The sequence below is a fragment of the Mucilaginibacter sp. SG564 genome (genome assembly GCF_013149275.1).
GTDB lineage: Bacteria > Bacteroidota > Bacteroidia > Sphingobacteriales > Sphingobacteriaceae > Mucilaginibacter.
The window spans coordinates 1-23,077 of sequence record NZ_JABGNA010000018.1; the positions used below are offsets into that span (position 1 = coordinate 1).

General features: G+C 42.9%; 20 protein-coding genes. 12 read left to right on the plus strand and 8 right to left on the minus strand.

Annotation, left to right across the window (positions count from 1 at the left end; genetic code table 11):
* Window positions 1-118: 118 nt before the first annotated feature.
* A complete protein-coding gene (gene hemA / locus FHW89_RS26660) occupies window positions 119-1,348 on the minus strand; it encodes a glutamyl-tRNA reductase (protein WP_172338095.1) in 1,230 nt (409 codons plus the stop codon).
* Window positions 1,349-1,514: 166 nt separating this feature from the next.
* On the opposite strand from hemA, the gene FHW89_RS26665 reads away from it, so the two are divergent.
* The 4 genes from FHW89_RS26665 (at window position 1,515) to FHW89_RS26680 (ending at window position 5,859) form a co-directional block, all read left to right on the plus strand.
* On the plus strand, window positions 1,515-1,889 hold the full coding sequence (locus FHW89_RS26665) for a DoxX family protein (RefSeq protein ID WP_172338096.1): 375 nt from the start codon (window positions 1,515-1,517) through the stop codon (window positions 1,887-1,889).
* A gap of 249 nt (window positions 1,890-2,138) precedes the next feature.
* Complete coding sequence (locus FHW89_RS26670; protein WP_172338097.1) at window positions 2,139-3,665, plus strand: carbon-nitrogen hydrolase family protein; 1,527 nt, start codon at window positions 2,139-2,141, stop codon at window positions 3,663-3,665.
* Between the two features lie 109 nt (window positions 3,666-3,774).
* A complete protein-coding gene (locus FHW89_RS26675) occupies window positions 3,775-4,572 on the plus strand; it encodes a TlpA disulfide reductase family protein (RefSeq protein WP_172338098.1) in 798 nt (265 codons plus the stop codon).
* Window positions 4,573-5,025: 453 nt separating this feature from the next.
* Window positions 5,026-5,859 (plus strand): S9 family peptidase, encoded by an 834-nt coding sequence (locus FHW89_RS26680; protein WP_172338099.1) that lies wholly within the window; start codon window positions 5,026-5,028, stop codon window positions 5,857-5,859.
* A gap of 99 nt (window positions 5,860-5,958) precedes the next feature.
* On the opposite strand, the gene FHW89_RS26685 is transcribed toward FHW89_RS26680, so the two are convergent.
* On the minus strand, window positions 5,959-6,312 hold the full coding sequence (locus FHW89_RS26685) for a hypothetical protein (protein WP_172338100.1): 354 nt from the start codon (window positions 6,310-6,312) through the stop codon (window positions 5,959-5,961).
* Window positions 6,313-6,390: 78 nt separating this feature from the next.
* On the opposite strand from FHW89_RS26685, the gene FHW89_RS26690 reads away from it, so the two are divergent.
* From FHW89_RS26690 to ispG, 3 genes are all read left to right on the plus strand, one after another.
* Window positions 6,391-7,398: an MBL fold metallo-hydrolase gene (locus FHW89_RS26690; RefSeq protein ID WP_172338101.1), complete on the plus strand. Its 1,008-nt coding sequence runs from the start codon at window positions 6,391-6,393 to the stop codon at window positions 7,396-7,398.
* Between the two features lie 394 nt (window positions 7,399-7,792).
* Complete coding sequence (locus FHW89_RS26695; protein ID WP_172338102.1) at window positions 7,793-8,404, plus strand: RDD family protein; 612 nt, start codon at window positions 7,793-7,795, stop codon at window positions 8,402-8,404.
* Window positions 8,405-8,493: 89 nt separating this feature from the next.
* Window positions 8,494-10,539, plus strand: coding sequence for a (E)-4-hydroxy-3-methylbut-2-enyl-diphosphate synthase (ispG, locus tag FHW89_RS26700; RefSeq protein WP_172338103.1), 2,046 nt, complete (start codon window positions 8,494-8,496; stop codon window positions 10,537-10,539).
* 126 nt (window positions 10,540-10,665) lie between these two features.
* Here the strand turns inward: ispG and FHW89_RS26705 are convergent, their stop codons facing one another.
* On the minus strand, window positions 10,666-10,971 hold the full coding sequence (locus FHW89_RS26705; protein WP_172338104.1) for a hypothetical protein: 306 nt from the start codon (window positions 10,969-10,971) through the stop codon (window positions 10,666-10,668).
* 235 nt (window positions 10,972-11,206) lie between these two features.
* Here FHW89_RS26705 and FHW89_RS26710 point away from each other — a divergent pair, with 235 nt between their 5' ends.
* The 4 genes from FHW89_RS26710 to FHW89_RS26725 all read left to right on the plus strand — a co-directional run bounded on the left by FHW89_RS26710 (window position 11,207) and on the right by FHW89_RS26725 (window position 14,894).
* A complete protein-coding gene (locus FHW89_RS26710) occupies window positions 11,207-12,325 on the plus strand; it encodes a sensor histidine kinase (protein ID WP_172338105.1) in 1,119 nt (372 codons plus the stop codon).
* Window positions 12,322-13,053, plus strand: a complete 732-nt coding sequence (locus tag FHW89_RS26715; RefSeq protein ID WP_172338106.1) for a LytTR family DNA-binding domain-containing protein — start codon at window positions 12,322-12,324, stop codon at window positions 13,051-13,053. Before FHW89_RS26710 ends, FHW89_RS26715 begins: the two co-directional genes overlap by 4 nt.
* A gap of 35 nt (window positions 13,054-13,088) precedes the next feature.
* Window positions 13,089-13,994, plus strand: coding sequence for an AraC family transcriptional regulator (locus tag FHW89_RS26720; RefSeq protein WP_172338107.1), 906 nt, complete (start codon window positions 13,089-13,091; stop codon window positions 13,992-13,994).
* Between the two features lie 315 nt (window positions 13,995-14,309).
* A complete protein-coding gene (locus FHW89_RS26725) occupies window positions 14,310-14,894 on the plus strand; it encodes a hypothetical protein (RefSeq protein WP_172338108.1) in 585 nt (194 codons plus the stop codon).
* 117 nt (window positions 14,895-15,011) lie between these two features.
* Here FHW89_RS26725 and FHW89_RS26730 read toward each other — a convergent pair whose 3' ends face one another.
* A complete protein-coding gene (locus tag FHW89_RS26730) occupies window positions 15,012-15,329 on the minus strand; it encodes a hypothetical protein (RefSeq protein WP_172338109.1) in 318 nt (105 codons plus the stop codon).
* 94 nt (window positions 15,330-15,423) lie between these two features.
* On the opposite strand from FHW89_RS26730, the gene FHW89_RS26735 reads away from it, so the two are divergent.
* Window positions 15,424-17,160: a thiamine pyrophosphate-dependent enzyme gene (locus FHW89_RS26735; protein ID WP_172338110.1), complete on the plus strand. Its 1,737-nt coding sequence runs from the start codon at window positions 15,424-15,426 to the stop codon at window positions 17,158-17,160.
* A 95-nt stretch (window positions 17,161-17,255) separates the two neighbouring features.
* Here FHW89_RS26735 and FHW89_RS26740 read toward each other — a convergent pair whose 3' ends face one another.
* From FHW89_RS26740 to pth, 4 genes are all read right to left on the minus strand, one after another.
* Window positions 17,256-19,241: a M1 family metallopeptidase gene (locus tag FHW89_RS26740; protein ID WP_172338111.1), complete on the minus strand. Its 1,986-nt coding sequence runs from the start codon at window positions 19,239-19,241 to the stop codon at window positions 17,256-17,258.
* A gap of 178 nt (window positions 19,242-19,419) precedes the next feature.
* Window positions 19,420-19,770 (minus strand): Spx/MgsR family RNA polymerase-binding regulatory protein, encoded by a 351-nt coding sequence (locus FHW89_RS26745; RefSeq protein WP_172338112.1) that lies wholly within the window; start codon window positions 19,768-19,770, stop codon window positions 19,420-19,422.
* Window positions 19,771-19,833: 63 nt separating this feature from the next.
* Window positions 19,834-22,281, minus strand: coding sequence for a TonB-dependent receptor domain-containing protein (locus FHW89_RS26750; RefSeq protein WP_172338113.1), 2,448 nt, complete (start codon window positions 22,279-22,281; stop codon window positions 19,834-19,836).
* A gap of 107 nt (window positions 22,282-22,388) precedes the next feature.
* Complete coding sequence (gene pth, locus FHW89_RS26755; RefSeq protein WP_172338114.1) at window positions 22,389-22,949, minus strand: aminoacyl-tRNA hydrolase; 561 nt, start codon at window positions 22,947-22,949, stop codon at window positions 22,389-22,391.
* Window positions 22,950-23,077: the final 128 nt, after the last annotated feature.

Sequence of the window (23,077 nt, forward strand, 5' to 3'; positions counted from 1 at the left end):
ATCGGCGGAAAGAAACCTATCGATATGGTCGCCCTAAACAACAAAAAATAATAGCTAATTCTGTTACCGAATTACCTAACCCTTACAGCAATGACATAATTATAAAAAATAAAGAAGATTAATTTTCGTTGATCAATATATCTTTAGCCATGATCATGGGCACGCTGATATATTTTTTCTCCATATAATTGATCACCTTTTCCAGTATCTCGCGCGATTGATCATCCAGGCCCTGTACCTCATCGGCAAAAACCGAGTTGATAGCCGTGTTGCGGATCTCTTTGATCTTTTCGGGCACCTGGCGCATAGCCACTTCAATACGGCGTTGTTTTAACTGGGTTAAAAATTCGGCGATGTTTTGCTCAATAATAGCTTCGGCATGTACCAGTTCCTGGTAGCGCTCCTGCAGGTTACGTTTGGCAACCTCGTTAAGCGAGTGTACTTCGATAAAGTTCACCGGGAACTGCTCCAATACCTCGGGAGCGGTGTCATTAGGAATAGCCAGATCCACAATAGTTTTACGACCGGTTTCGCCGTTAAGCAGCGATTGGTATATTTCGGTAGTGATGATAGGCTCCACCGCCGATGTACAGGTGATGATCACGTCAAAACCCTTTTTGTATGTTTTTAAGGCTTCCAGGTCAAATGCCTCACCACCCAGGTCGGCGGCCAGCTCGGCAGCTTTTGACAGGGTACGGTTAAATACCGCGAAATTGGTGAACTTATGTTTTTTAAGATACTTGGAAATATTACGGTTGGTTTCGCCTGCACCGATGATCAGTACACGGGCATCGCTGGCACACAGGTTAAGGTCGCGCAGTTTGCGGTAAGCCAATGATACTACCGAAATGGGATTTTTGGAAATGTTGGTATGCGTGTAAACCTCCTTGGCTGTTTTAACCACACAGTTCATCACCATGCGTAAACTATCGGCAGTAAGACCTGCCTCTTTGCAATGCTCATAAGCTTTGCGCAGCTGGGCTAAAATCTCCTTTTCGCCAACTATCAAACTTTCCAATGAGCATGATGTACGTAAAAGATGCACCATCGCCTCCTGATCTTCATAGATAGAAGCGCTTTCCATGAAGGTACTTAAAGAATGATCACACAATTCGGTATTAAACGACTCGATAAATTTACGGGCAAAATCCTTATCAACCTTATGGGGGGTTGTCATCACAAACTCAACACGGTTGCACGTAGCCAGATAAAATATCTCCGGAATCCCAAATTGAGTTTTTACCTGTTGAAGTTTTTCTGTCAGATTTTCCTGGCAAACCACCAATCTACCTAATTCCTTCAGTTCAATCTGTTTGTGTGTAAAAGCAATAACCTTTAAGTACTTCAAAGCAGTTTTAAATTTGACCGAACAAAAATATCACTATAAATGACATCCCGTGTCAATACTTTGTCATACAGGGCTATTTAGAATGTTTATAAATTACGTATTTTGACCGTAACACCACATTAAAACTGCTTAAAACAATATTTAGCAAAATAATGTATATTACATAATGCATCTCATCAAAAATATAAGCCTGGTTATACTGGTAATTGGCTATGTGCTTGCAGGTATCAATCATTTTATCAATCCAACATCTTATTACCGCATCATTCCGCATTATTTGCCCTACCCGGTAGCGATTAATATAGTAGCGGGCGCTGCCGAAATATTGCTTGGCCTGCTGCTTATCCCTACACAAACCAGACCTATGGCGGCTTATACTATAATATTAATGCTGATTGCTTTTTTACCGGTACATATCAGCATGATCAGTGATGCACCTTTAAGATTGGGTAAATTGACCGTAACTCCACTATTGGCCTGGATACGCCTGGCATTGCAGTCGGTGCTGATAGCCTGGGCATGGTGGTATACTAAATCGTAGTTGTGAAACAAGAGGGTAGAAATATAAAAAAAAATAACGTCATTGCGAGCGTAGCGTGGCAATCCCCTACTTACAGAGCGGACCTGCATATCGGGGATTATTAATATTGTTAATTGTCTTTTAAAGGAATTAATGAGCTCCCTCTGGTCGGTTGTCCACGCTACGCAATGACGTGTGAAGAAGCGTCAGCGGGTGAGTTGTCACCGGCATTGATGGACTAACATTAAGAACACCACATATAAACAACCTATGGATCTGCAAAGTGTCGAAATGCGTAACCTGGAAGTACAGGACTACCAGGAGCTTAAAAAGTCGATGAAATCGGCCTACATGGATATGGATGAGGACTATTGGGATGCCAATTCCATCAAAAGGCTCATTAAACTTTTCCCCGAAGGCCAGATCTGTATCACCGTGAACGATGTGGTGGTAGGCTGCGCGCTATCCATCATTGTCGACTATCAAAAATTCGGCGATAACCACACCTACAAACAAATAACCGGCGACAGCACTTTTAAAACCCATACCGACAAAGGCGATGTATTGTATGGAATCGACATTTTTATCCACCCCAATTATCGCGGCCTGCGCCTGGCCCGTCGGTTATATGAGGCCCGCAAGGCACTTTGCGAAAAGCTGAACCTCAAAAGCATCATCGCCGGTGGCCGTATTCCTAATTATCAGAAATACCAGAATGATCTGACGCCACGGCAATATATTGATAAGGTAAAGTATAAAGAGATCTATGACCCCACCCTGTCGTTTCAGTTGGCCAATGATTTTCACGTACGCAAGGTGCTGCGTAATTACCTGCCTGAGGATAGCCGTTCCAAAGGTTTCGCTACCCTTATTGAGTGGAACAATGTGTATTACGAGGAGATCAGCACGGCCATCAACCAAAAAACCGTGGTACGCATAGGTTTGGTACAATGGCAAATGCGTAGTTATAATAACATCAGCGAACTGCTTAAACATGCTGAGTATTTTGTTGACGCGGTGAGCGATTACCAGGCCGATTTTATCCTGTTTCCCGAGTTGTTCAACACCCCGCTGATGGCCGATTATAACCACATGGATTCGGCCAAGGCCATGCGCGAACTGGCCAAGTACACACAACCCATTATCGAAGAGTTTTCCAAACTGGCGGTATCCTACAACGTAAATATTATTGCCGGCAGCATGCCGGTTATTTTTGAGGATTCGCTGTACAATGTATCCTACCTGTTCAGGCGCAACGGCAGCATGGAAGAGGTTTACAAGATACACCCTACCCCGGCCGAGATCAGCTCCTGGGGTATGCGCGGCGGCGATGAAGTAAAAGTATTTGAAACCGATGCAGGTAAAGTAGGCATCCTGATTTGTTATGATGTGGAGTTCCCCGAACTATCACGCATCCTGGCCAGCCAGGACATGCAGATATTGTTTGTACCTTTCCTCACCGATACACAGAATGGCTACAACCGGGTAAAATTTTGTGCCCAGGCCCGCGCTGTAGAGAACGAATGTTATGTAGCCATTGCCGGCTGTGTGGGCAATTTGCCCAATGTAAACAATATGGGCATCAGCTACGCGCAATCGGCAGTATTTACACCTTCGGACTTTGGTTTCCCTACCAATGGTATCCAGTCAGAAGCTACACCCAATACCGAGATGATCGTGATTGCCGATGTAGATCTGTCGTTGCTAGATGAACTGCATGAATATGGCAGCGTTCAAAACATCAAGGATCGCCGGACAGATCTGTACAATATTACTTTTAACGGCAAAAAGGTGTAGTTCGTCGAAATATTTAACCCACAGAATGCTACTTATATAAATAATATTTACATTCAACGCCAGTTAAATACTTGTTGAAATAATGAAACCTAAACCTGTTATCATACCTATGAAAAATATTTGTGTGCTATTCCTGTTTATCATTGCCGGCTTTGTAGCCCGTGCACAGGACACGGTAAAAAAAGCGGCTACGCACCGGTTTAGCATAGATGCACATTCGGTGGTAAAAGACTCCACTGGGAAAACGCTTACTTTTAATGAGTGGAGTACCTTAAGCCGCACGAGGGAGTATGTTTTGTGGCCGGATGATGTGAACAATGTCAATACCGCTTTTACCATTTTAAAAAAAGGCTATACACCTCCTCAATATCGTTCAGCTGTAAATACAGGAAATACGATTCCTGCCGGTCAAAAAAACCTTTCGCCGGAGGAAGCCGAAGAACAACGCATGGCATCGTATCCAAAACCCATGGAGTCGGAGAATTTCACTATAGGCCAGGAGGTCGAATCGTTCAGCACCCATGACATGAATGGTAAAAAAGTAAAGCTCAAAGACCTGCGTGGCAAGGTAGTGATGCTGAACTTTTGGTTTATTGGCTGTCCGCCTTGCCGGGCAGAAATACCCGAGTTAAACAAACTGGTTGAACTGTATAAAGATAATCCCAATGTTGTTTTTCTGGCCGTAGCCTTAGATCAACGATGGGATATCCGGACTTTTATGAAAACAAACCCTTTCAATTTTGAAATTATCGACGACGGCCGTTCTATTGCCGATATTTATAAAATACACCTTTACCCCACCAGCGTGATACTGGATAAGGAAGGCAAAGTAGCCTTCCATACGGTAAGCTTCGCCGCAAACTCACCTTACTGGATGAAAAAGACTATTAATGAGGCTTTGAAATGATAGGCACTGTAATAGTGGCGCGGTGATATCAAACGCTATTGCAAGCGTCCCGCTTGTAAGCATAAGCTATTTTAAGGATTGTCCTAATTTTTAACACAAGCTGGACGCTTGCGGTAGCGAGAGAGACGCTTTCGCTTTCGCTCCCGCGAGATTAGCACAGCGTATCTCGTGGGAAGCATGATTAAAGCTTTCAGCTTTATAGTTCAGCTGAAAGCTGAAGCCATGTTTACCACGGGCTGAAAGCCCGCGGCAGCAGAGCGCGTCATTGCGAGGTACGAAGCAATCTCTATGCTGTACAGAGCAGAGTATGCATGTTTGATCTGCCTATGTAGGGATTGCTTCGTACCTCGCAATGACGCGCGGATAAAAAAGTTGTATCATCTTCTCTAATCAGACACCCCCATACTGCGTGTGCATCAACCAATTCACACTAAAAAAGTGTAATTTTCGCCCATGATCCGTAAAGATAATTATACTCTGCCCGGCGCCAAGGGCCGCCCTATGCTGATTGATGTAACGTATGACGACGCGCTGAAAAACGCGCCGGTAGTGATCTTTGCGCATGGCTTTAAAGGGTTTAAAGACTGGGGCACGCATAACCTGGTAGCCGATCATTTCGCCCGGAACGGTTTCCGGTACCTCAAGTTCAACTTTTCGCATAATGGCACCACGCCCGATCATCCTACCGATTTTGCCGATCTGATAGCCTTCAGCGATAACACCTTTTCCATTGAGCTGGAAGACCTGGATACGATTATTGATTTTGCCTGTAGTGGCTCGGGCATGGCGGCAGCTAACAGCGTATTTTTAATAGGCCACAGCATGGGGGGCGGCATTAGTATCATTAAATCGGCCGAAGACAGCCGCATCAAAAAACTGGTCACCCTGGCCTCTATATCAGGTTTCCGTAATCTGTGGCCAAAACAAAGCGAAGCCCAGTGGTACCTGCAAGGCGTTATTTATATGCACAATTCGCGCACCGGTCAGCAAATGCCCCTCAAATCAACCCTATTGGATGATCTGGACAAACATCCGCTTCGCCTGGATATCCCCGCCAAAGCCGCCGAAGTACAACAACCCTGGCTGCTGGTACACGGCGACATCGACCCAACCGTACCGCTCGATCATGCCAAAGAACTGCATACCGCCCAACCCAATGCCGAATTCGTGATCATCAAAGGCGGCGACCATGTTTTAGGCGCCACACACCCTTATACCGGCGATACGATACCCGCTGCCTTACAGGAATTTTGCGATAGGGCGATAGCGTTTCTTAATAATTATTGAATTTTGTCTGAACCCTGATTTTTCAGATTAAGGGATTACCGTAATTTAGTGAATTATTCGATTAACCCGCTTTGTCATCCTGAGGAACGAAGGATCTATTCATAAACAGGCATATCGCTTAATAGATGCTTCACTTCGTTCAGCATGACAAACATATTGTAAAAACCACCCTTCTTCTTCTCCGTCAACAGAACAGCTTCGGGCGAAAGCGGGCAGAACAATGGAGGCCTGTGCGTATGCGGGGCATAGCAAGTTTTTGCTGTAGCGCAGGAAAATGAGGGAACGAAGTGGGGCAAAATAATTGCCGCCCTGGTTCTGTCCGGTTTGCAGGGTAAAGGCCCTGTGCGGCAAAGAAGCATTTCTGGTGACAGCCTTTTTGGTTACTTTTGTGGCGACAAAAGTGACTGGCCCTCCCGCGGCCAAGAGCGGGTCTGCGCCATACCCAAACGTCATTCCTTCGTCAATAAACACCCCATTACCGTAACTTTAAACACTTAGCCTTATCTTAAACCAAAATACTATTAGCTTACCATGAGTTTAGAAGGATCACGAAAAGAAGGAAAAAAATATATTAACGTTATACCAACCGACGAAGGCGGCTTTGGTAAAATACTCCCGATACTGGGCGAATACATCAATAACAAGGCCGAGCGGATCCCCCTCAAAACGCTTGGCCCGTTTAAAACCGATACTGCCATTTACCAAAACCCACCGGCCAGCGGTTTGCGCATTACCTGGATAGGCCATACCAGCATACTGATCGAGATTGACGGCAAACGTATCCTTACCGATCCGGTTTGGGGCCAGCGTGTTTCCTTTTCCAAATACATCGGCCCTAAACGCTTTTTTCAACCACCACTTTCATTAAGTAAATTACCCTCGCTGGATGCCGTCATCATATCTCATGATCATTATGACCATCTGGATAAGGATACTATTCAATTTTTCGCAGAAGCTACCGTTCCCTTTTATTGCTCCATAGGCGTAGGGCAACACCTGCGTAAATGGGGCATTAATGCAGATCGCATCACCGAAATGGATTGGGGCAATAGCGTGGTCATCGGCAACGATCTGGTGGTTACAGCTACACCAGCACGCCATTTCTCTGGCCGGGGCATTACCGGGCGTAATGAAACCCTGTGGTCATCATTCGTGATCAAAGGCCCCAAACACAATATTTATTTTGGTGCCGATTCGGGCTGGTCGCCCAGTTTCGCGGAGATCGGTGAAGCCTTTGGCCCGTTTGACTTAACCATACTGGAAATTGGCGCTTATGGCAAATACTGGCCCGATATACACATGGGCCCCGATCATGCCTCCAACGCGCACCTGGCCCTCAAAGGCAAACTGATGATGCCCGTACATTATGGCACCTTTAGCCTGGCCCCGCATGCCTGGTACGAACCCATTGAACGGCTAACCGACCTGGCAAAAGATAAAAACATCAACCTGTTTGTCCCCAAACCCGGCGAACCTACGGAGGTAAAAGCCGAGTATAACTCCAACTGGTGGAAACCGTATTTGTCGCAAAGTTCATAGTGATAGATCATGGGCATGGCAAAAAGATTGTCATCCTCTGCATAATTTTTCGTATATTTATACACGCAACAGCCCGGGCTTCTCTAAACCAGAAAACCGGGCTGTTTTGTTAAAGAACCACAAGGCACAAAAACCGACCGTTTGGTATGTCGCCACTTGAGCATCAATAAATTAATACTTTTTAAACCTTTCAAAACCCGTCAAAAATTTGTTAAAAAGTGTTAAAATGGCGTTAAAGTTTAGTTAAAATGAGCAAAAGCCACTCCATTTCACCCTGTTTTTGGCTAAAAAAGTGTTAAAATTTGAGGTTTAAAAAGTTTTTCCATCAAACAAAGTAACTTCGGGCGTCTGCGACGATCAAACAAAAGTAAACGCTTCACAAAAATCCCGATCAATGAATCAAAATTATATCTTGGTAATTGAAGGTAAACCACAAGGCCCTTTTAGCATTGAGGAGTTAAAAAACCGTAAACTAAAGCCCGGCGATTTTGTAAAAACCCCTGAAATGGATGATTATAAAGAGGCGCAGGAAATTGCCGAGCTGCGTGCACTTTTCGGTTTTGCCAAACCGCCGATGCTTATGCAATATTATGGCAGTTTTGATCAGCGCCTGCTGGCCTCGGTGCTGGATTGGTTTATGCTTTTCGCGGTATTTGTGATTATTGCCTTTGTGGTGGTACTGCTGTTTATACAGGATAAAGAAACACGTATTATGGTGTCCTTCGGTATTTTGGGCGTTATCCCGCTGGCTAAAATTATCTATCACATTGTGATGGAAAGCTCGGTTAAACAAGCTACCTACGGCAAACAGATGCTCAAAATCAAGGTAGTAGATATGAACGGCGATCGCATCAGTACAGGCAAAGCCATTAGCCGCAACTTGCTCAAGCTGCTTTCTGCCCTGCCCTTTTGTTTGGGTTATGTAATAGCCTTCTTTAACAAAAAACAACAATGCCTGCATGATATGCTAGCCAATACCCTGGTGATCAAAGAAAGGTTATTTTAAGGCAATGATGTAAAAGAAACGCTTACAGAAATTTAAATAGCTATTCGACTATATTCATTAAATTTGCATCTTATTAATTCATCCACTGCATGAATACTGATGCCGTTAAAGTGCTGCAAGGCCGTTATTGTAATTCGCTCACCGAATATTCTCGTTTTGTTACCCGCGAAGTAAATATTGGTGATGTGCCCCTGGGTGGCAATAACCCAATCCGTATACAAAGCATGACCACTACAGATACCATGGATACCCTTGGTACCGTTGAGCAATCCATCCGTATGGTTGATGCCGGCTGTGAGTATGTGCGCATCACCGCGCCCAGCATCAAAGAGGCACAAAACCTGGCCGAGATCAAGAAACAGCTTCGCCAGCGTGGTTATAACGTTCCGCTGGTGGCCGATATACATTTTACCCCCAACGCCGCCGAAGTGGCCGCACGCATTGTAGAAAAAGTAAGGGTAAACCCAGGCAATTACGCCGACAAAAAGAAATTTGATCAGATAGATTATACCGATCAGGAATACCAGGGCGAACTGGAACGCATCTACAAAAAATTTACTCCCCTGGTTAATATCTGCAAGGAGTATGGTACCGCCATGCGCATTGGCACCAATCACGGCTCGCTGAGCGACCGGATCATGAGCCGTTACGGTGATACCCCGCAGGGCATGGTGGAGTCGGCTATGGAGTTTATGCGGATGTGCGAAACGCTGAACTATTATAACCTGGTAATCTCCATGAAATCGAGCAACCCGCAGGTAATGGTACAGGCTTATCGCTTGCTGGTAGATACCATGGTGGCCGAGGGCATGAACTATCCCCTGCATCTGGGCGTTACCGAAGCCGGCGATGGCGAAGATGGCCGTATCAAATCGGCAGTAGGTATTGGTACCCTGCTGGAAGATGGCTTGGGCGATACGGTACGTGTTTCTCTCACCGAGGAGCCCGAAGCAGAAGCACCTGTTGCGATTGAACTGGTACGCCGATATACGGAAAGAAGCCAAAAATCAAAAGTCAAAAGTCAAAACACAGAAGCAGAGAGCACTTCACTCACTACTCACCACTCACCACTCACCAGTCACTCCCCCTACGAGTATAAAAAACGCCATACTTATGAGGCCAACGCGTTTATAGGCGGGCACATGGTACCCAGGGTAGTGGTTGATCTTTCAGCCAAAAACCTTAAAGATCCGGCTGTTTTGAAGGATGCTGGTTATCTGTATTCGCCCTTGTTGGATAAATATAACATGGCCGAGCAGTCGGTTGATTTTGTTTACCTGGCCGATGAGCTGCCTTCGTTTGTGTTCCCAAGCAACTTAAAACAGCTTTACAATTATAACACCTGGCAGAAACTGGTTGATAAAACCAATTGCCACCCGGTATTTTCCCTGGTAGAGTATATCGCACAGGATACTGATCGATCATCCAAATTAAACCTGGTAAGGATATTGCCTGCCGATATGGATTCGGATGAGTTTGGTTCATTACCTTTTGATAATTCACTGGTATTTGTATTGGAAACCGATGCTCTGCACGGTATGGCCGATCAGCGCGGCTTCTTCTTTAAGTTGGAAGAACTTGGCCTGGAGATTCCGGTGATCGTTAAAAGAAGTTATGAGTTTGAAAAAGACCATGGACCATCGACCATGGACCATGGACAAACAGACTTAACCACTAAACTCCAACTATACGCTGCTACAGATCTGGGGGCCTTGCTGGTTGATGGGTTTGGTGATGGTATCTGGATAGACGCTCCTGAGTTATCGGCTAACGTTATTACTTCAACAGCCTTTGGTATTTTACAGGCTACCCGTTCCAGGATCTCTAAAACAGAGTATATATCATGCCCAAGCTGCGGCCGTACCCTGTTTGATCTGATGGTAACCACCCAGATGATCCGCAGCCGTACCAGCCATCTTAAAGGACTTAAAATTGGCATTATGGGTTGCATTGTGAACGGCCCGGGCGAAATGGCCGATGCCGATTATGGCTACGTAGGTTCCGGTACCGATAAGGTAACTTTATATCGCGGTAAGGAAGCGGTGAAGAAAAACATCAGCTCAGCTAATGCGCTCGATGAACTCATTGGCATTATCAAAGAAGATGGCAACTGGGTAGAGCAGGAGGTTAATTAGCAATTAAAGTCAATAGCTGAAAAGGATCTTGATACTTGATACTAATGTCTTGATACTTTCTCGTTTAAACAGAACAGGGCTGACCTCGCGCCAACCCTTGTTCAAAGTATAATTAAAAAAGATCTTTTATCGGTTTAAATTGAAGGCAAGCGCGATCAGCTTTTTGTTTTCAGGATTGTCTTTACCCTCATTCAACTTGTTCGATAGCTGATTTAAAGCCAATCGTGTTTTTTCACGTTTTAAATTCAGTTTCGTGTTGATGGTTTCTTCATAGATCAGCTTCGCGTCATCGGTATAAAACCGGATGGTTTGTGCCTTAGGCTGATTCGCGTTACTTTCTACCACCCAGAAACCACGTTCTGGTACTTTTGTTTGAGCCTGGCTGCATACAGCGCTTATCAGGATCAATGCTGTTAACATTATTTTTTTCATGGCCCGTTTCTATTTAATTATCAAAACTAAGCGGGCCGGATATCATTAAAAAGCAACGTTGTTATTCAGCTGTAGATTGCATACCAACTGCATTTATTGTAACGCCATCAACATTGGTCAAAAATAATTAGTCGTACCAAATCTTTTTCTGTCGTATGTCGATGAAAGTGTGCATTTTATCGCATTTGAATAAAAGATTTTCCATCTTTTGACCGATATCAGGTAAATTAGCTTTATGAACAACAGGCTCGATATCCGGCTGCAAAACATCAAGATACCAAGTGTTTACCAACACCTGTTGTTTTGGAGTGTGGGTTACCTTCTGATAGCCAGTATGTACTCGGTTCAAACCAATTTTGAAGTATCATTAAGAAACAATATGGTTTTTATGCCAGTTCAGATTGCTTATTATTATGCAATAGCCTATTGGGTAATTCCCCGCTACTTGTTTGTTAACCGGTACTTGATGTTCACGTTTCTGCTGTTGCTATTGGTTGTTATTTCAACGTTAGCCACACGATCTGTAGGCTTATTGTTCGTGCATCCGTATTTAGTGCGGGTAATGCCGGTTACTTTTCAGGGCTATATACAGTATGATCGGCTGCCTTTTTTTACCAAACTATTTGATATAGAAAATCTCGTAAATTCTTTTAAAGGTGTAAATCTTATTATTGGATTTGTACTGGCCATTAAATTATTTAAGATGTGGTATGAACGCAAACAAGCCTCTCTGGAGGCCGAACTAAGCGCCTTGAAAGCTCAAGTACATCCACACTTTTTGTTTAACACACTAAATAATTTGTATGCGTTGAGTCTGGATCAATCGCCCAAGTCACCCCAAATGATATTGGGCTTATCAGATATTTTGCGCTATATACTTTATGAATGTAACGCCGATGAAGTACCACTTGAGCGGGAGATATTGATGATGCAGCAATACGTAAAGCTGGAAAAACTACGTTATGAAGACCGTATCGATATTAACTTTACCGTTACCGGCGACCTGAGAAATAAACTGATAGCACCATTACTGATTCTTCCGTTTATCGAAAATGCCTTTAAACATGGCACCAGCGAAAAAACCGGGCAGGTTTGGATAAACATTAATGTACATGTGACAGGGAACCGCTTTAAGCTAAAAGTAGCCAATAACAAACCCGAGCATCAGCCTGAAGAAAACGAACAAGATATCCGCGGGCATATCGGCCTGAAAAATGTAATGAAACGCCTCGATCTGCTTTATCCTGCCACCTCAAAGCTAAAGATCATGAATGAGGATGATACCTTTCTGATTGTGCTCGATATGGAGCTACATGTAGTTAAACACATTGAAAAACAATTGGTAAGCGCATGAAGATCCGGACACTCATAGTTGATGATGAGCCTCATGCCATAGCTGTGTTGGAGAAATACCTGGCCCAGTTTAACCAAATGGAACTCATAGGCAAATGCTCGGATGCCATACAGGCTTTTCAGTTGCTGCAGCAAAAACAGGTAGACCTGATGTTTCTGGATATTAAAATGCCCGGTATTAAAGGAACCGATCTGCTCCGGAGCCTCAAAAACCCTCCCAGGGTAATTTTCACCACCGCTTATAGTGAATACGCCCTGGAAGGCTTTGAACTAAACGCGGTTGATTACCTGTTGAAACCCATTTCATTCGAACGTTTTTTGCGTGCCGTTGATAAGATTTATCAGCTGGCAGAAAGCAGGCATAATCCGGTAATCATCCACGAAGCTCCGGCAAGTGATCATGAAACATTCATCTATCTCAAAGTAGAGCGTAAAACGGTTAAGGTAAATGTAAATGATATTTTGTGGATAGAAAGCCTGCGTGATTATGTAAAAATGGTGATCAAAGATCAGATATATATCACCCGGCAAAAGATCAGCATACTGGAAGAAATGTTGCCCGAAAACAGGTTTGTACGTATTCACAGGTCGTTCATTGTGGCCCTGGCTAAAATAGATTCTTTTTACTCCTATAGCATTGAGGTTGCCGGGCATGAGTTACCAATTGGTCGTAATTACAAACAGGATGTTCAAAAAAAGCTGAAAGCCGAACGACTGCAGTTTGACTGATAGGTGTCAATAATTTTGCATTATCTTTGAGGTACATGAGTAATAAAATAGCTGTTTTAGATATTCCTGCCACACTTCAACGATATACCAACGCCAACCCTGATTTTGGTATTATTCACGATAACTGGAACCAGGATAATTTCGCCATATTGGGTAATGAACATGACTTAAAACATGGCTTACCCGTTAAAACAGATTATTACTCGGTTATTTTATGCCTGAGCGGCAGCTGTAAAAAAACAGTTGGTCATTTTGTTTTTGAGGTTTATCCAAACTCCATACACCTGGTATCACCTGCTTTTATTACTTCTTTTGAAGATGCTACCGACGATCTGCTCCTGTACCAGGTATTGTTTAAAAAGGATTTTCTGACCCACAATTTCCTGAAAGAAAATATTGTGGATAACCTGCTGGAGGTAAATCCAGACTATCCGCCAATTTATGGGCTGTCACAAAAAAGTGTGACATCATTAAAGGCGCTTTACGAAAAGATGAGTGATGAAAGCCGTGAAAAAGGAGCTTTCCACCTGCAGATCTTACGCCTGCTTGTGGTTGATCTATTGTATGAAATGAACCGGGCCTGCGAAAGTTGTCTGCTCCATTCAACCAGGCATCTGAGCAAACAATATCAACTGGTATACAAATTCAAAAAACTGGTTGAGGAGAAATTTCTGGCCCTAAAAACCGTACAGGAATATGCCGACGAGCTCTTCATATCGGCCAAGTATTTAACCGAAATAGTAAAAGGCGAAACCGGTCAAAATGCCCTGCATGTTATCCATAACCGCCTGTACCTGGAAGCACAATACTTGCTATCCTCATCAGGTCTTAGTATAAAAGAAATTTCTGAACGGCTTAACTTTGATAACAGCTCGCATTTCAGCCGCTTTTTTAAACGCTTTGCCGGATATAATCCCTCGGAACTTAAGCAGGTACAATAAAGAAATCCTCCCTTTGTCCCCTCCAAAATCCCCGTTATGACTATTGCCTGACGGTATTTTCTGTCTATCGGAAAAATTGGTTGTTAAATCCGATTTATTGGGATTGATGTGCCTTCGTACAGGCAGTACCTTTGACATGTCAATCAACAACAACGGTCATGAAAAAGGAAAACTTAAACTTACTAAAAGGCAGATTACTTCAAGTATACTGGGGCACCTTTCAAATTTTAACTATCATTTACAGATAATCACCTTCGGGGCGATCACTAAAAATTTTACCATATATAACAAAACTATACTATAACCTACACGATCATGAAAACTTCCATTAAACTCAGTGTTTTAATATTTTCATTGTTATCTGTTATCTCTTTAAATATTAAAGCACAGGATATCAATACTCCTGTAACACCAAAAACTACTTCCGTTGGTTCAGGCATCCGTTTAAGTGCCGGTATTGAATCAGGCCTGCCTTTGGGCAAACTCAACAATAACTATAACCTTAACTTCGGAGGTTCGTTACAAGCCGATTTTCCGGTGATTGACAGACAATTATATGTTACTTTAAACACTGGTTTCAACAACATTTATGCCGATGATGTTACCAATGCTCCTGACATTCAATTAATCCCTGTTAAGGCAGGTTTGAAATATTTCCCTGTTAAAAACTTCTATATCCAGGGCGAAGCCGGCGCATCATTCATTGCCAATAAAACAGACCTTGGTGCAACCAAATCAGCAGCGTTTGTTTACGCACCGCAAGTAGGCGTATTATTTAATGTAGGTCGCAAAAATTATATCGACGCAGGTGTAAGATTTGAAAGTAACAGTAAATTTTATACTAATGGCAGCACCAGCAATTTTATTGGTCTGAGAGTTGCCTACGCATTCAACCTCTAATCAATACCAAAAACAACAGCCGGTTTGCGGCTTCTCTATATACAATTAATCCGTAAAAACAGGCAGACTCATTTTGAAGTCTGCCTGTTTTGTTTTATGTTTTAGCTATTCTGGTGTTTAATTCACCGGAGTAAATTCAGCAAACACGTTTGCTGTCTCATTCAAACTATTCAGGCTTACATAATCACAAACGGCTGCAAACTCACCCCACATTGCATGAACAGCTTTGCTGTGATGAGCCTGATCAATAGCCTCGGCGCTCAACCATTCAAAAACTTCAATAATGGTACCATCAGCGGTTTCCATAATAATGGGCTGCCGATCCGTTACCAATCCCTCCTGTTTAAGTCGGGGTACATGGGTTTTGGTGAGCTGCTTTAAGGCATCTGCTTTTCCTGGTTTTGGTTTATAAGCCACAATAACTATTCGCCCCATAATTGTCATATTTTACAGCAATTTACAATTTTTAAAACCCACATCATATTCGATGGTTAGCTTTATAAATATCAAAACATAAATCAACCTAACCATGGCAAAAAACGTTGCAGACCAACTGGTAGAAATGCTGGCAAGCGCGGGCATCAAAAGAATATATGCTGTTACCGGCGATAGCCTTAACGAAGTAAATGATGCCGTACGGCGGGCGGATAACATACAATGGATACATGTACGTCATGAGGAAGTTGGTGCCTACGCCGCAGGCGCCGAAGCACAGTTGAATGGTCTTGCATGTTGCGCGGGCAGCAGTGGCCCGGGGCACGTACACCTCATTAATGGTTTGTATGATGCGCACCGGTCTGGCGCACCGGTTATCGCTATTGCATCAACCATAGCCAGTTTTGAATTCGGCACCGATTATTTCCAGGAAACCAATACCATCAAACTGTTTGATGATTGCAGCTATTACAACCAGGTGGCTGCAACGCCCAGGCAGTTGCCGCGCATGTTACAGGCTGGCATACAAAGTGCCCTGCATCAAAAAGGAGTGGCCGTAATTGGTTTACCCGGCGATGTTACGAGCATGGATGCTGTGGAGATCAATACATCTACCCAAAACTTTAATCCAGCTCCGGTGATCAGACCATCAGATACTGATCTGCAAAAGCTATCTGCATTGATTAATCATCATCAAAAAATCACCATTTTTTGTGGTATAGGTGCCGCCGAAGCACATGACGAAGTGGTAGCCTTATCCCAGAAACTTCATGCTACAGTAGCTTACTCTTTCCGGGCCAAAATGGATATTCAATATGATAATCCTAACGAAGTGGGTATGACCGGTCTTTTAGGTCTGCCATCGGCCTATCATAGCATGCACGAAAGCAATTTGTTGATATTGTTGGGTACAGATTTTCCGTATACGCCATTTATGCCTACCGATTGCAAAATTGTACAGGTAGACATCAAACCGGAGCGTATTGGCCGCAGGGCTAAGGTTGATGTTGGTTTATGCGGAAATATCAAGGATACACTGACCGCATTGCTACCATTGATCAGTCAGAAACAAGACGACAGCTTTTTAAAAGCCCAGCTAAAAGTATATGCCGATGTAAAAAACAAAATGCAAACCTATGTTGAAGACAGCGGCGAACAGGATAAGATACACCCTGAATTTGTAGCCAGCGTACTGGATAAAATAGCTGCTGACGATGCCATATTTACGGTGGATACGGGCATGTCCTGCGTATGGGGTTCCCGTTATATTAATGCCACAGGCAAGCGAAAAATGATAGGTTCTTTTAACCATGGCTCTATGGCTAATGCCATGCCACAGGCCATTGGCGCAGCCCTTGCCCGTCCGGGCCAGCAGGTTATAGCGCTTTGCGGCGATGGCGGACTATCAATGCTGTTAGGCGACCTGGCTACCATCGTTCAATACAAACTGCCGGTTAAAATCATTGTTTTTAACAACCGCTCCCTGGGCATGGTGAAGTTAGAAATGGAGGTTGCCGGCCTGCCCGATTGGCAAACAGATATGTACAATCCCGATTTTGCTTTAGTGGCTCAAGCCATGGGTATTAAAGGTATTAATGTGAAACATCCCGAAGATGTTAAGGAAGCTATCACTGAGGCCTTGGCATTTGATGGCCCGGCCTTAGTTAATGTGTTTACCGACCCGAATGCACTGGCTATGCCGCCTAAAATTGAATTTGAACAGGTAAAAGGCATGGCCGTATCCATGACTAAGCTGATGCTCAACGGCCATATGGACGAAGTGTTGGATACGGTAAAATCAAATTATAAACATTTGAAAGATTTGTTGTAGATCCCCGACGAAGACTTACGAAGTTTTAAAAACTTCGTAAGTCTAAAATAGATATGCCAATAAAAGCAAAGGCCCGGTAAACCGGGCCTTTGCTTTTATTTTTTCCAAACGTTATTGTCAGGATTATAGTCTGGCATTACTTTGTCAGGATCATAAGTAACCGATTCAATTTCTTCGGTTGATGGATACTTGAATGTCCATGAAGCAAAACGCTCCCAGATTTCAACAGGCAATTTAATACGATCTGTTTTGCCGCTTTTGGTTTTCACCTCCAGGATAACAGGCATGGCCATTTTACCCAGGTTATCAATGGTGATCATTGCTCCTTTTGAGGCATCGCCATCCACGTATTTCACATCGCTAACCGCAACATCCAGACGCCAGTTGTTCAGGAACCAACCTCTCCAGAACCATTGCAAACTTTCACCCGATGCATTCTCGATGGTACGGAAAAAGTCATCAGGTGTTGGGTGTTTAAATGCCCATCTGTTGATGTATGTTTTAAAAGCAAAATCAAAGCGTTCGGGGCCTAATATCTGCTCACGTAATAAAACCAAACCTGCGCTTGGTTTAAAATATAGCAATGTACCGGTATTTTTCTCTTTCAAATTAGCTGGCTGGCTCATCACAGGCTCCAGTTCGGGCTTGGTTAAAAAGTCGCCGGTACGGTGCATATCTGTAGCGCGGGTGTTTTTATATTCGCCGTTGTTAAAATTAGCTGTCGAAAGTGTATTGATGAAAGTGTTAAAACCTTCGTCCATCCAGCCGTACATACGTTCGTTTGAACCTACGATCATAGGGAACCAGGTATGCCCAAACTCATGGTCATTTACGCCCCAAAGCGCATTTCTCTTTGCTTTGTATCCGCAGAAAACAATACCCGGATATTCCATACCGCCTACTATACCGGCAACTGCTGTTGCAGCAGGATAAGGAAATTCAAACCATTTGGCAGAGTTATATTCAATTGATTTCTTTACATATTCTGTTGACCGTCCCCAGGCATCATTGCCATCGCTTTCAACAGGGTAGGCCGAAATAGCTATTGATTTTTTACCGCTTGGCAGATCCATTTTGGCGGCATCAATAATAAAAGCGGCCGATGAAGCCCATGAGGCATCACGTGCATTTTTTATTTTAAAATGCCAGGTTAATTCGGTTTTGCCAGCCGGGCGCGATTTGGGATCCTTAACCTCATCTGCCGTACGGATCATTACAGTTTTTTCGCTTTGAGCTGCCTCGGCCCAGCGCTTTTGCTGCTCTGCGGTATACACTTCCTGCGGGTTTTGCAGTTCACCGGAGGCAACTACAATATGATTTGCCGGAGCAGTGATACTCAGATCGAAATCGCCATATTCCAGATAAAACTCACCCGGACCAGTATATGGCAGTGTGTTCCACCCCATTACATCGTCATATACGCACATGCGTGGATACCACTGTGCTACAGTATAAATCCTACCATTTTTAGTATCCTGGTACCCCATACGGTCCGATCCATAATTTGGGGGATTAAATGAATACTCTATTTTAAGCTTAACCTGCCCGCCATTAGCTGTTACCTCTTTTGGTAAAAAAACCTGCATACGGGTATCTGTGATCAAAAATTTAGCTTCAGCAAATTCACCTTTACCAATAGCATATTTTACTGATTTTATTTTGTAACCGGCATCAAATGCTTCGCCACGGCCCCAGTTACGGCTGCCTGTTGGCGGTACAATAGCCGTTCCGCGTGAGTCTAATTTAAACAGGTTTTGATCGAGCTGCATCCATAAAAAGCCAAGGTTTTGCGGACTATTATTGGTATAGGTTAATACTTCAGATCCGGTGATCTCATTGGTTTGATCATTCAGTTTTGCAGCCAATTGATAATCGGCCCGGTTTTGCCAGTATTTAGGTCCTGGTTCGCCACTTGCGGCACGATATTCTGTACCATTTTTGGTATAAAAGCCAGGCCCGAAAGTTTCATGATAATTGTAATCAGAAGCAGGCGCATTCGTTGAAGCGGCCTGCTGGGCATCACTTACACTAACCGCCAACATAAAGGCCATGCTGAAACCGGCCATCAGTTTTAAATTCATTTCAATATTTTTTGTATGTATACAGCAAGTATACTACAAAAAAACGTTTTTGAACGGCCTCGTAAAACGATTGTTACCAGAATATTAATTATTGGTTTGATAAACATAAAGCCTATAAATCAGGTAGATATACGAGATTTATAGGCTTTAAATTGATATATAGAAAAATATAAGGGTCTTATTTATTTAGAAAATGAGATTGGTAAACTTTTTCATCAAAACCAAAAAACAAAAAGTCGCCATCCTCAATAACAGGTCTTTTGATCATACTTGTTTTTTGCTGTAACAAGGTAAGTGCATCGGCATTGGTTTTTACACTTTCCTTTACCTGCGGATCAAGTTGTTTCCAGGTAAGGCCCTGCTTGTTCAGGAATTTTTCGTAACCCGCTTTGCTGTCCCATTCCTGCAGTTTTTCGGTGCTTACACCTAATTTTTTAAAATCCTGGAAATCATAATCTACTTTATTTTCTTTCAACCAGTCAAGCGCTTTCTTAACTGTGTTGCAATTGGTTATTCCGTAAACTTTCATGAGGCTAATTTATCCTTTTTGTGCCGAAAGTATGTCAGGTGTTTTTAATCTAATGCATAGCTCTTATTGACTGGCGCCACTGCTTTTACCCCCGCCTTTGGTATCGTCATTATTGATGCTACGCTGGTTCTTTTTAATATCGCTATTGAGCTTGCCGAATTTATAATTAAGCCTGATAGCGAAATGGCGGTATGGGTTTTCTCTGCTGATGGTTTGAGAAAAATCTGGCGTGTTAGTAGTATTGTTAAATGCTCTGTATTTGCTATAAGGATTATTAGCCACAAGGGTAACTGTGAATTTTTTATTAAACAGATCTTTAGCAACACTGTAGGAGTTATAGATAAAGTTACTTGATTTACCTTGCAGTGTTACATCACCACTAAAGAAACCGGCGTTATAACCAAATCGGTATGTATCACCCAGTTTATAGGTAAAGCTGGCAAATGCGTTACCGATATAGCCATCGTTTTTAAAAAAATCGCTATTGTAAACGCCTTTTAACCAAACATGTGAAACTTGCCCATTTAGGCTGACAGTTAAGGGTTTGATGATAGAAAAATTGGTATTGATATTGAAACCAAGTGTACGGTTGCTACCTAAATTTTGATAGGTTGTGTATGTTACCGTATCACGCAAAGTGCTTATAGTTTGAATGGAGTTATTGGAAAACGCGTAGCTTAAACCCACCGTAACTGATGCCTTTTTAAAGTTGCTGTAGGTAAGTTCAAAGGTGTTATTGAGTTCGGGGCGCAGATCAGGATTACCGGTGTTGATGAATTTAGGATTTGAGTTATCAACAAAAGGATTAAGCTGGTATATACCAGGGCGCTGTATCCGCTGCGTAAAACCGAAATTAATGCTGCTGCTATTCAGGGTGCGTTGTATGGATACTGAAGGGATCAAATTGTTATAGCCTTTATCAAGCGGCGTACCTACAAAATCAGCCCTAACTTGAGTGTGTTCAATACGCAAACCACCTTTTACCGTCCATTTAGTTAGTTTTAACTGGTAAGAATTGTAAACACTGGTTACATCCTGATGATAATCAAACGTACTGGTTTGCCCAGTGTTAACTACATATTGGTTTGTAGTAGGATCGAGGTCTTCACGTCCGAAATCACTGAAGTTATTCCGTAGGATAGCTTTTGCTCCAGCTTCTATATTTAATTTTTTAAGCGGATATACATAATCAAGTTGGATGGTATGTTCCCGGTTACCAGCATTGTTACGCTGTCTGAAATCGGGATTGTTAACAGCATCATAATTAAATCTGTCAGTAAACGCGTTCGAGCTTGTTTGATCACTTGGCGAATAGCTGTATTTGTATGATAAGGTTAACAGCTCGTCTTTGTGGTTTTTGAAATTCCGCTGATAATTGATGGCGATATCGGCTCCTTTATCCTTGCTATTACTGGTAGTAGCATTACGATAAGCCTCATCAAGCGTTCCGACATTGTTAACCCGGTTGGATTGCAGCGAACCATTTTGATCAAAATGTCCCTGGAATATCTCAAATGAACCGGTGATCAGGTCAAGGCTATCTATTTCATAGCTCAACTCTGCATTAGCATATTTGTATTTACCGCTAAAGGTATTGGTACCGTCCTGATTTAAGATGCTTGATACCGATTGATTTAAAAATTGTGTTTGCGTATTGTGCGTTGCGCCGGTTACTTCTTTCTGGGTACCAAAACCTGCATATCCCGAAAGACCAAATTTACCTTGTTTTACCGTTGCATTCAAATTATATCCAGGTCCCCAAACCGTATTATAGCGCATATTGATACTACCGTTATAACCTTGATCGGCATTTTTCTTGGTGATAATGTTGATGATACCTGTTAAACCTTCCGCATCGTATTTAGCGGGCGGCGTGGTAATCACTTCGATTTTTTCGATATTGGTGGCCGGCATCGCTTTCAATACATCCGATGGGCTTTTGGCCATCAATGCCGATTCTTTTCCGTTGATCAGGATTTTATAATTACCACTTCCTTTGAGCCTGATCTTATCATCTCCATCAACCGATAAAAGCGGCACTTTACGCATCATATCCAGCGCAGATACTGCTTTACTCTCAGGATCGGCAGTTACATCATAAGTAAGACGATCCACCTCTTGTTTCAGGGTTGGCCGCACTGCTGTTACGGTAACTTCTTTTAATTCTTTACTGGAGGGGGCAAGCAAAATTTTACCTGCATTGAATTCGGTCCCGGTTGGTTTTACAGGCAAAATCTTGGTAGCATAGCCAATAAAAGCAACTACCAGCTGGTAAGTTTTACCATCCGGAGCTTTTAATTCAAAACTTCCATCGTCTTTAGCAAGAGTGCTTTTTACAGGGGCATGGGTGTTAGCATCCTGTAAAGCAACAGTAACATATCCCAAGGGCTTATTTAATGCAGAATCAATTACTGAGCCCTTAACAGTTATGTTTGTTGGCGAATTTTGAGTCTGGGCAAAACAAATCGCCGAAATATAACAGGAAAGCAGGGTCAGTAAAAATTGTTTCATAATGATTTAGTGATAAGACGCAGCAACCTATTTAACTGTTGCATAGGGAAAGTATTATTTAACACTTTTTAACTAACCAGTTAGTTTTTAGTGATTCCCACATATTTCTATTTATTGTAGCGGGTCATGGTGAGTTCGGTACCGATGGTAGCAAAGCTTTTTATCATTTCAATAGAGCGATCAATAAGTGCAGGGAGTTCGGGTTTTTCATCATCATCAAAACCACTTAATACATAATCAACCTGGCGGCCTTTGGGATAATTATCGCCTACACCAAACCGGAGGCGGGCATAATTATTATTGCCCAAAGTTGCTTCGATATGTTTTAAACCATTATGCCCCGCAGCGCTGCCTTTGGGTTTTAACCTCAATGTACCTAAAGGAAGGGCTATGTCATCAACCAGCACCAATACATTTTCGACAGGTATTTTGAGCTCCTTCATCCAATGATTCATGGCTTTGCCGCTTAGGTTCATGTAAGTAGTTGGTTTAATAAGATGGAGTGTACGTCCTTTGAATGATACCTCACTATAGTAAGCCAGGCGCATGTGATAAAACTTCGCATTCTCCTGTTTGGCTAATTCATCCAGTATCATAAACCCTATATTATGCCGGGTATCAGCATATTCAGGTCCAATATTTCCTAAGCCAATTATAAGATATTTCATGCCCCCTGGCCCCCTGAAGGGGGAATTTTTGATTTACTTAAATTAAAGTGCGAAGATATTATTTTTAAACAAAAACAGCGATAAGTTACCTTACCGCTGTTTTAATAGTACCCTTTCATTCCCCCTTC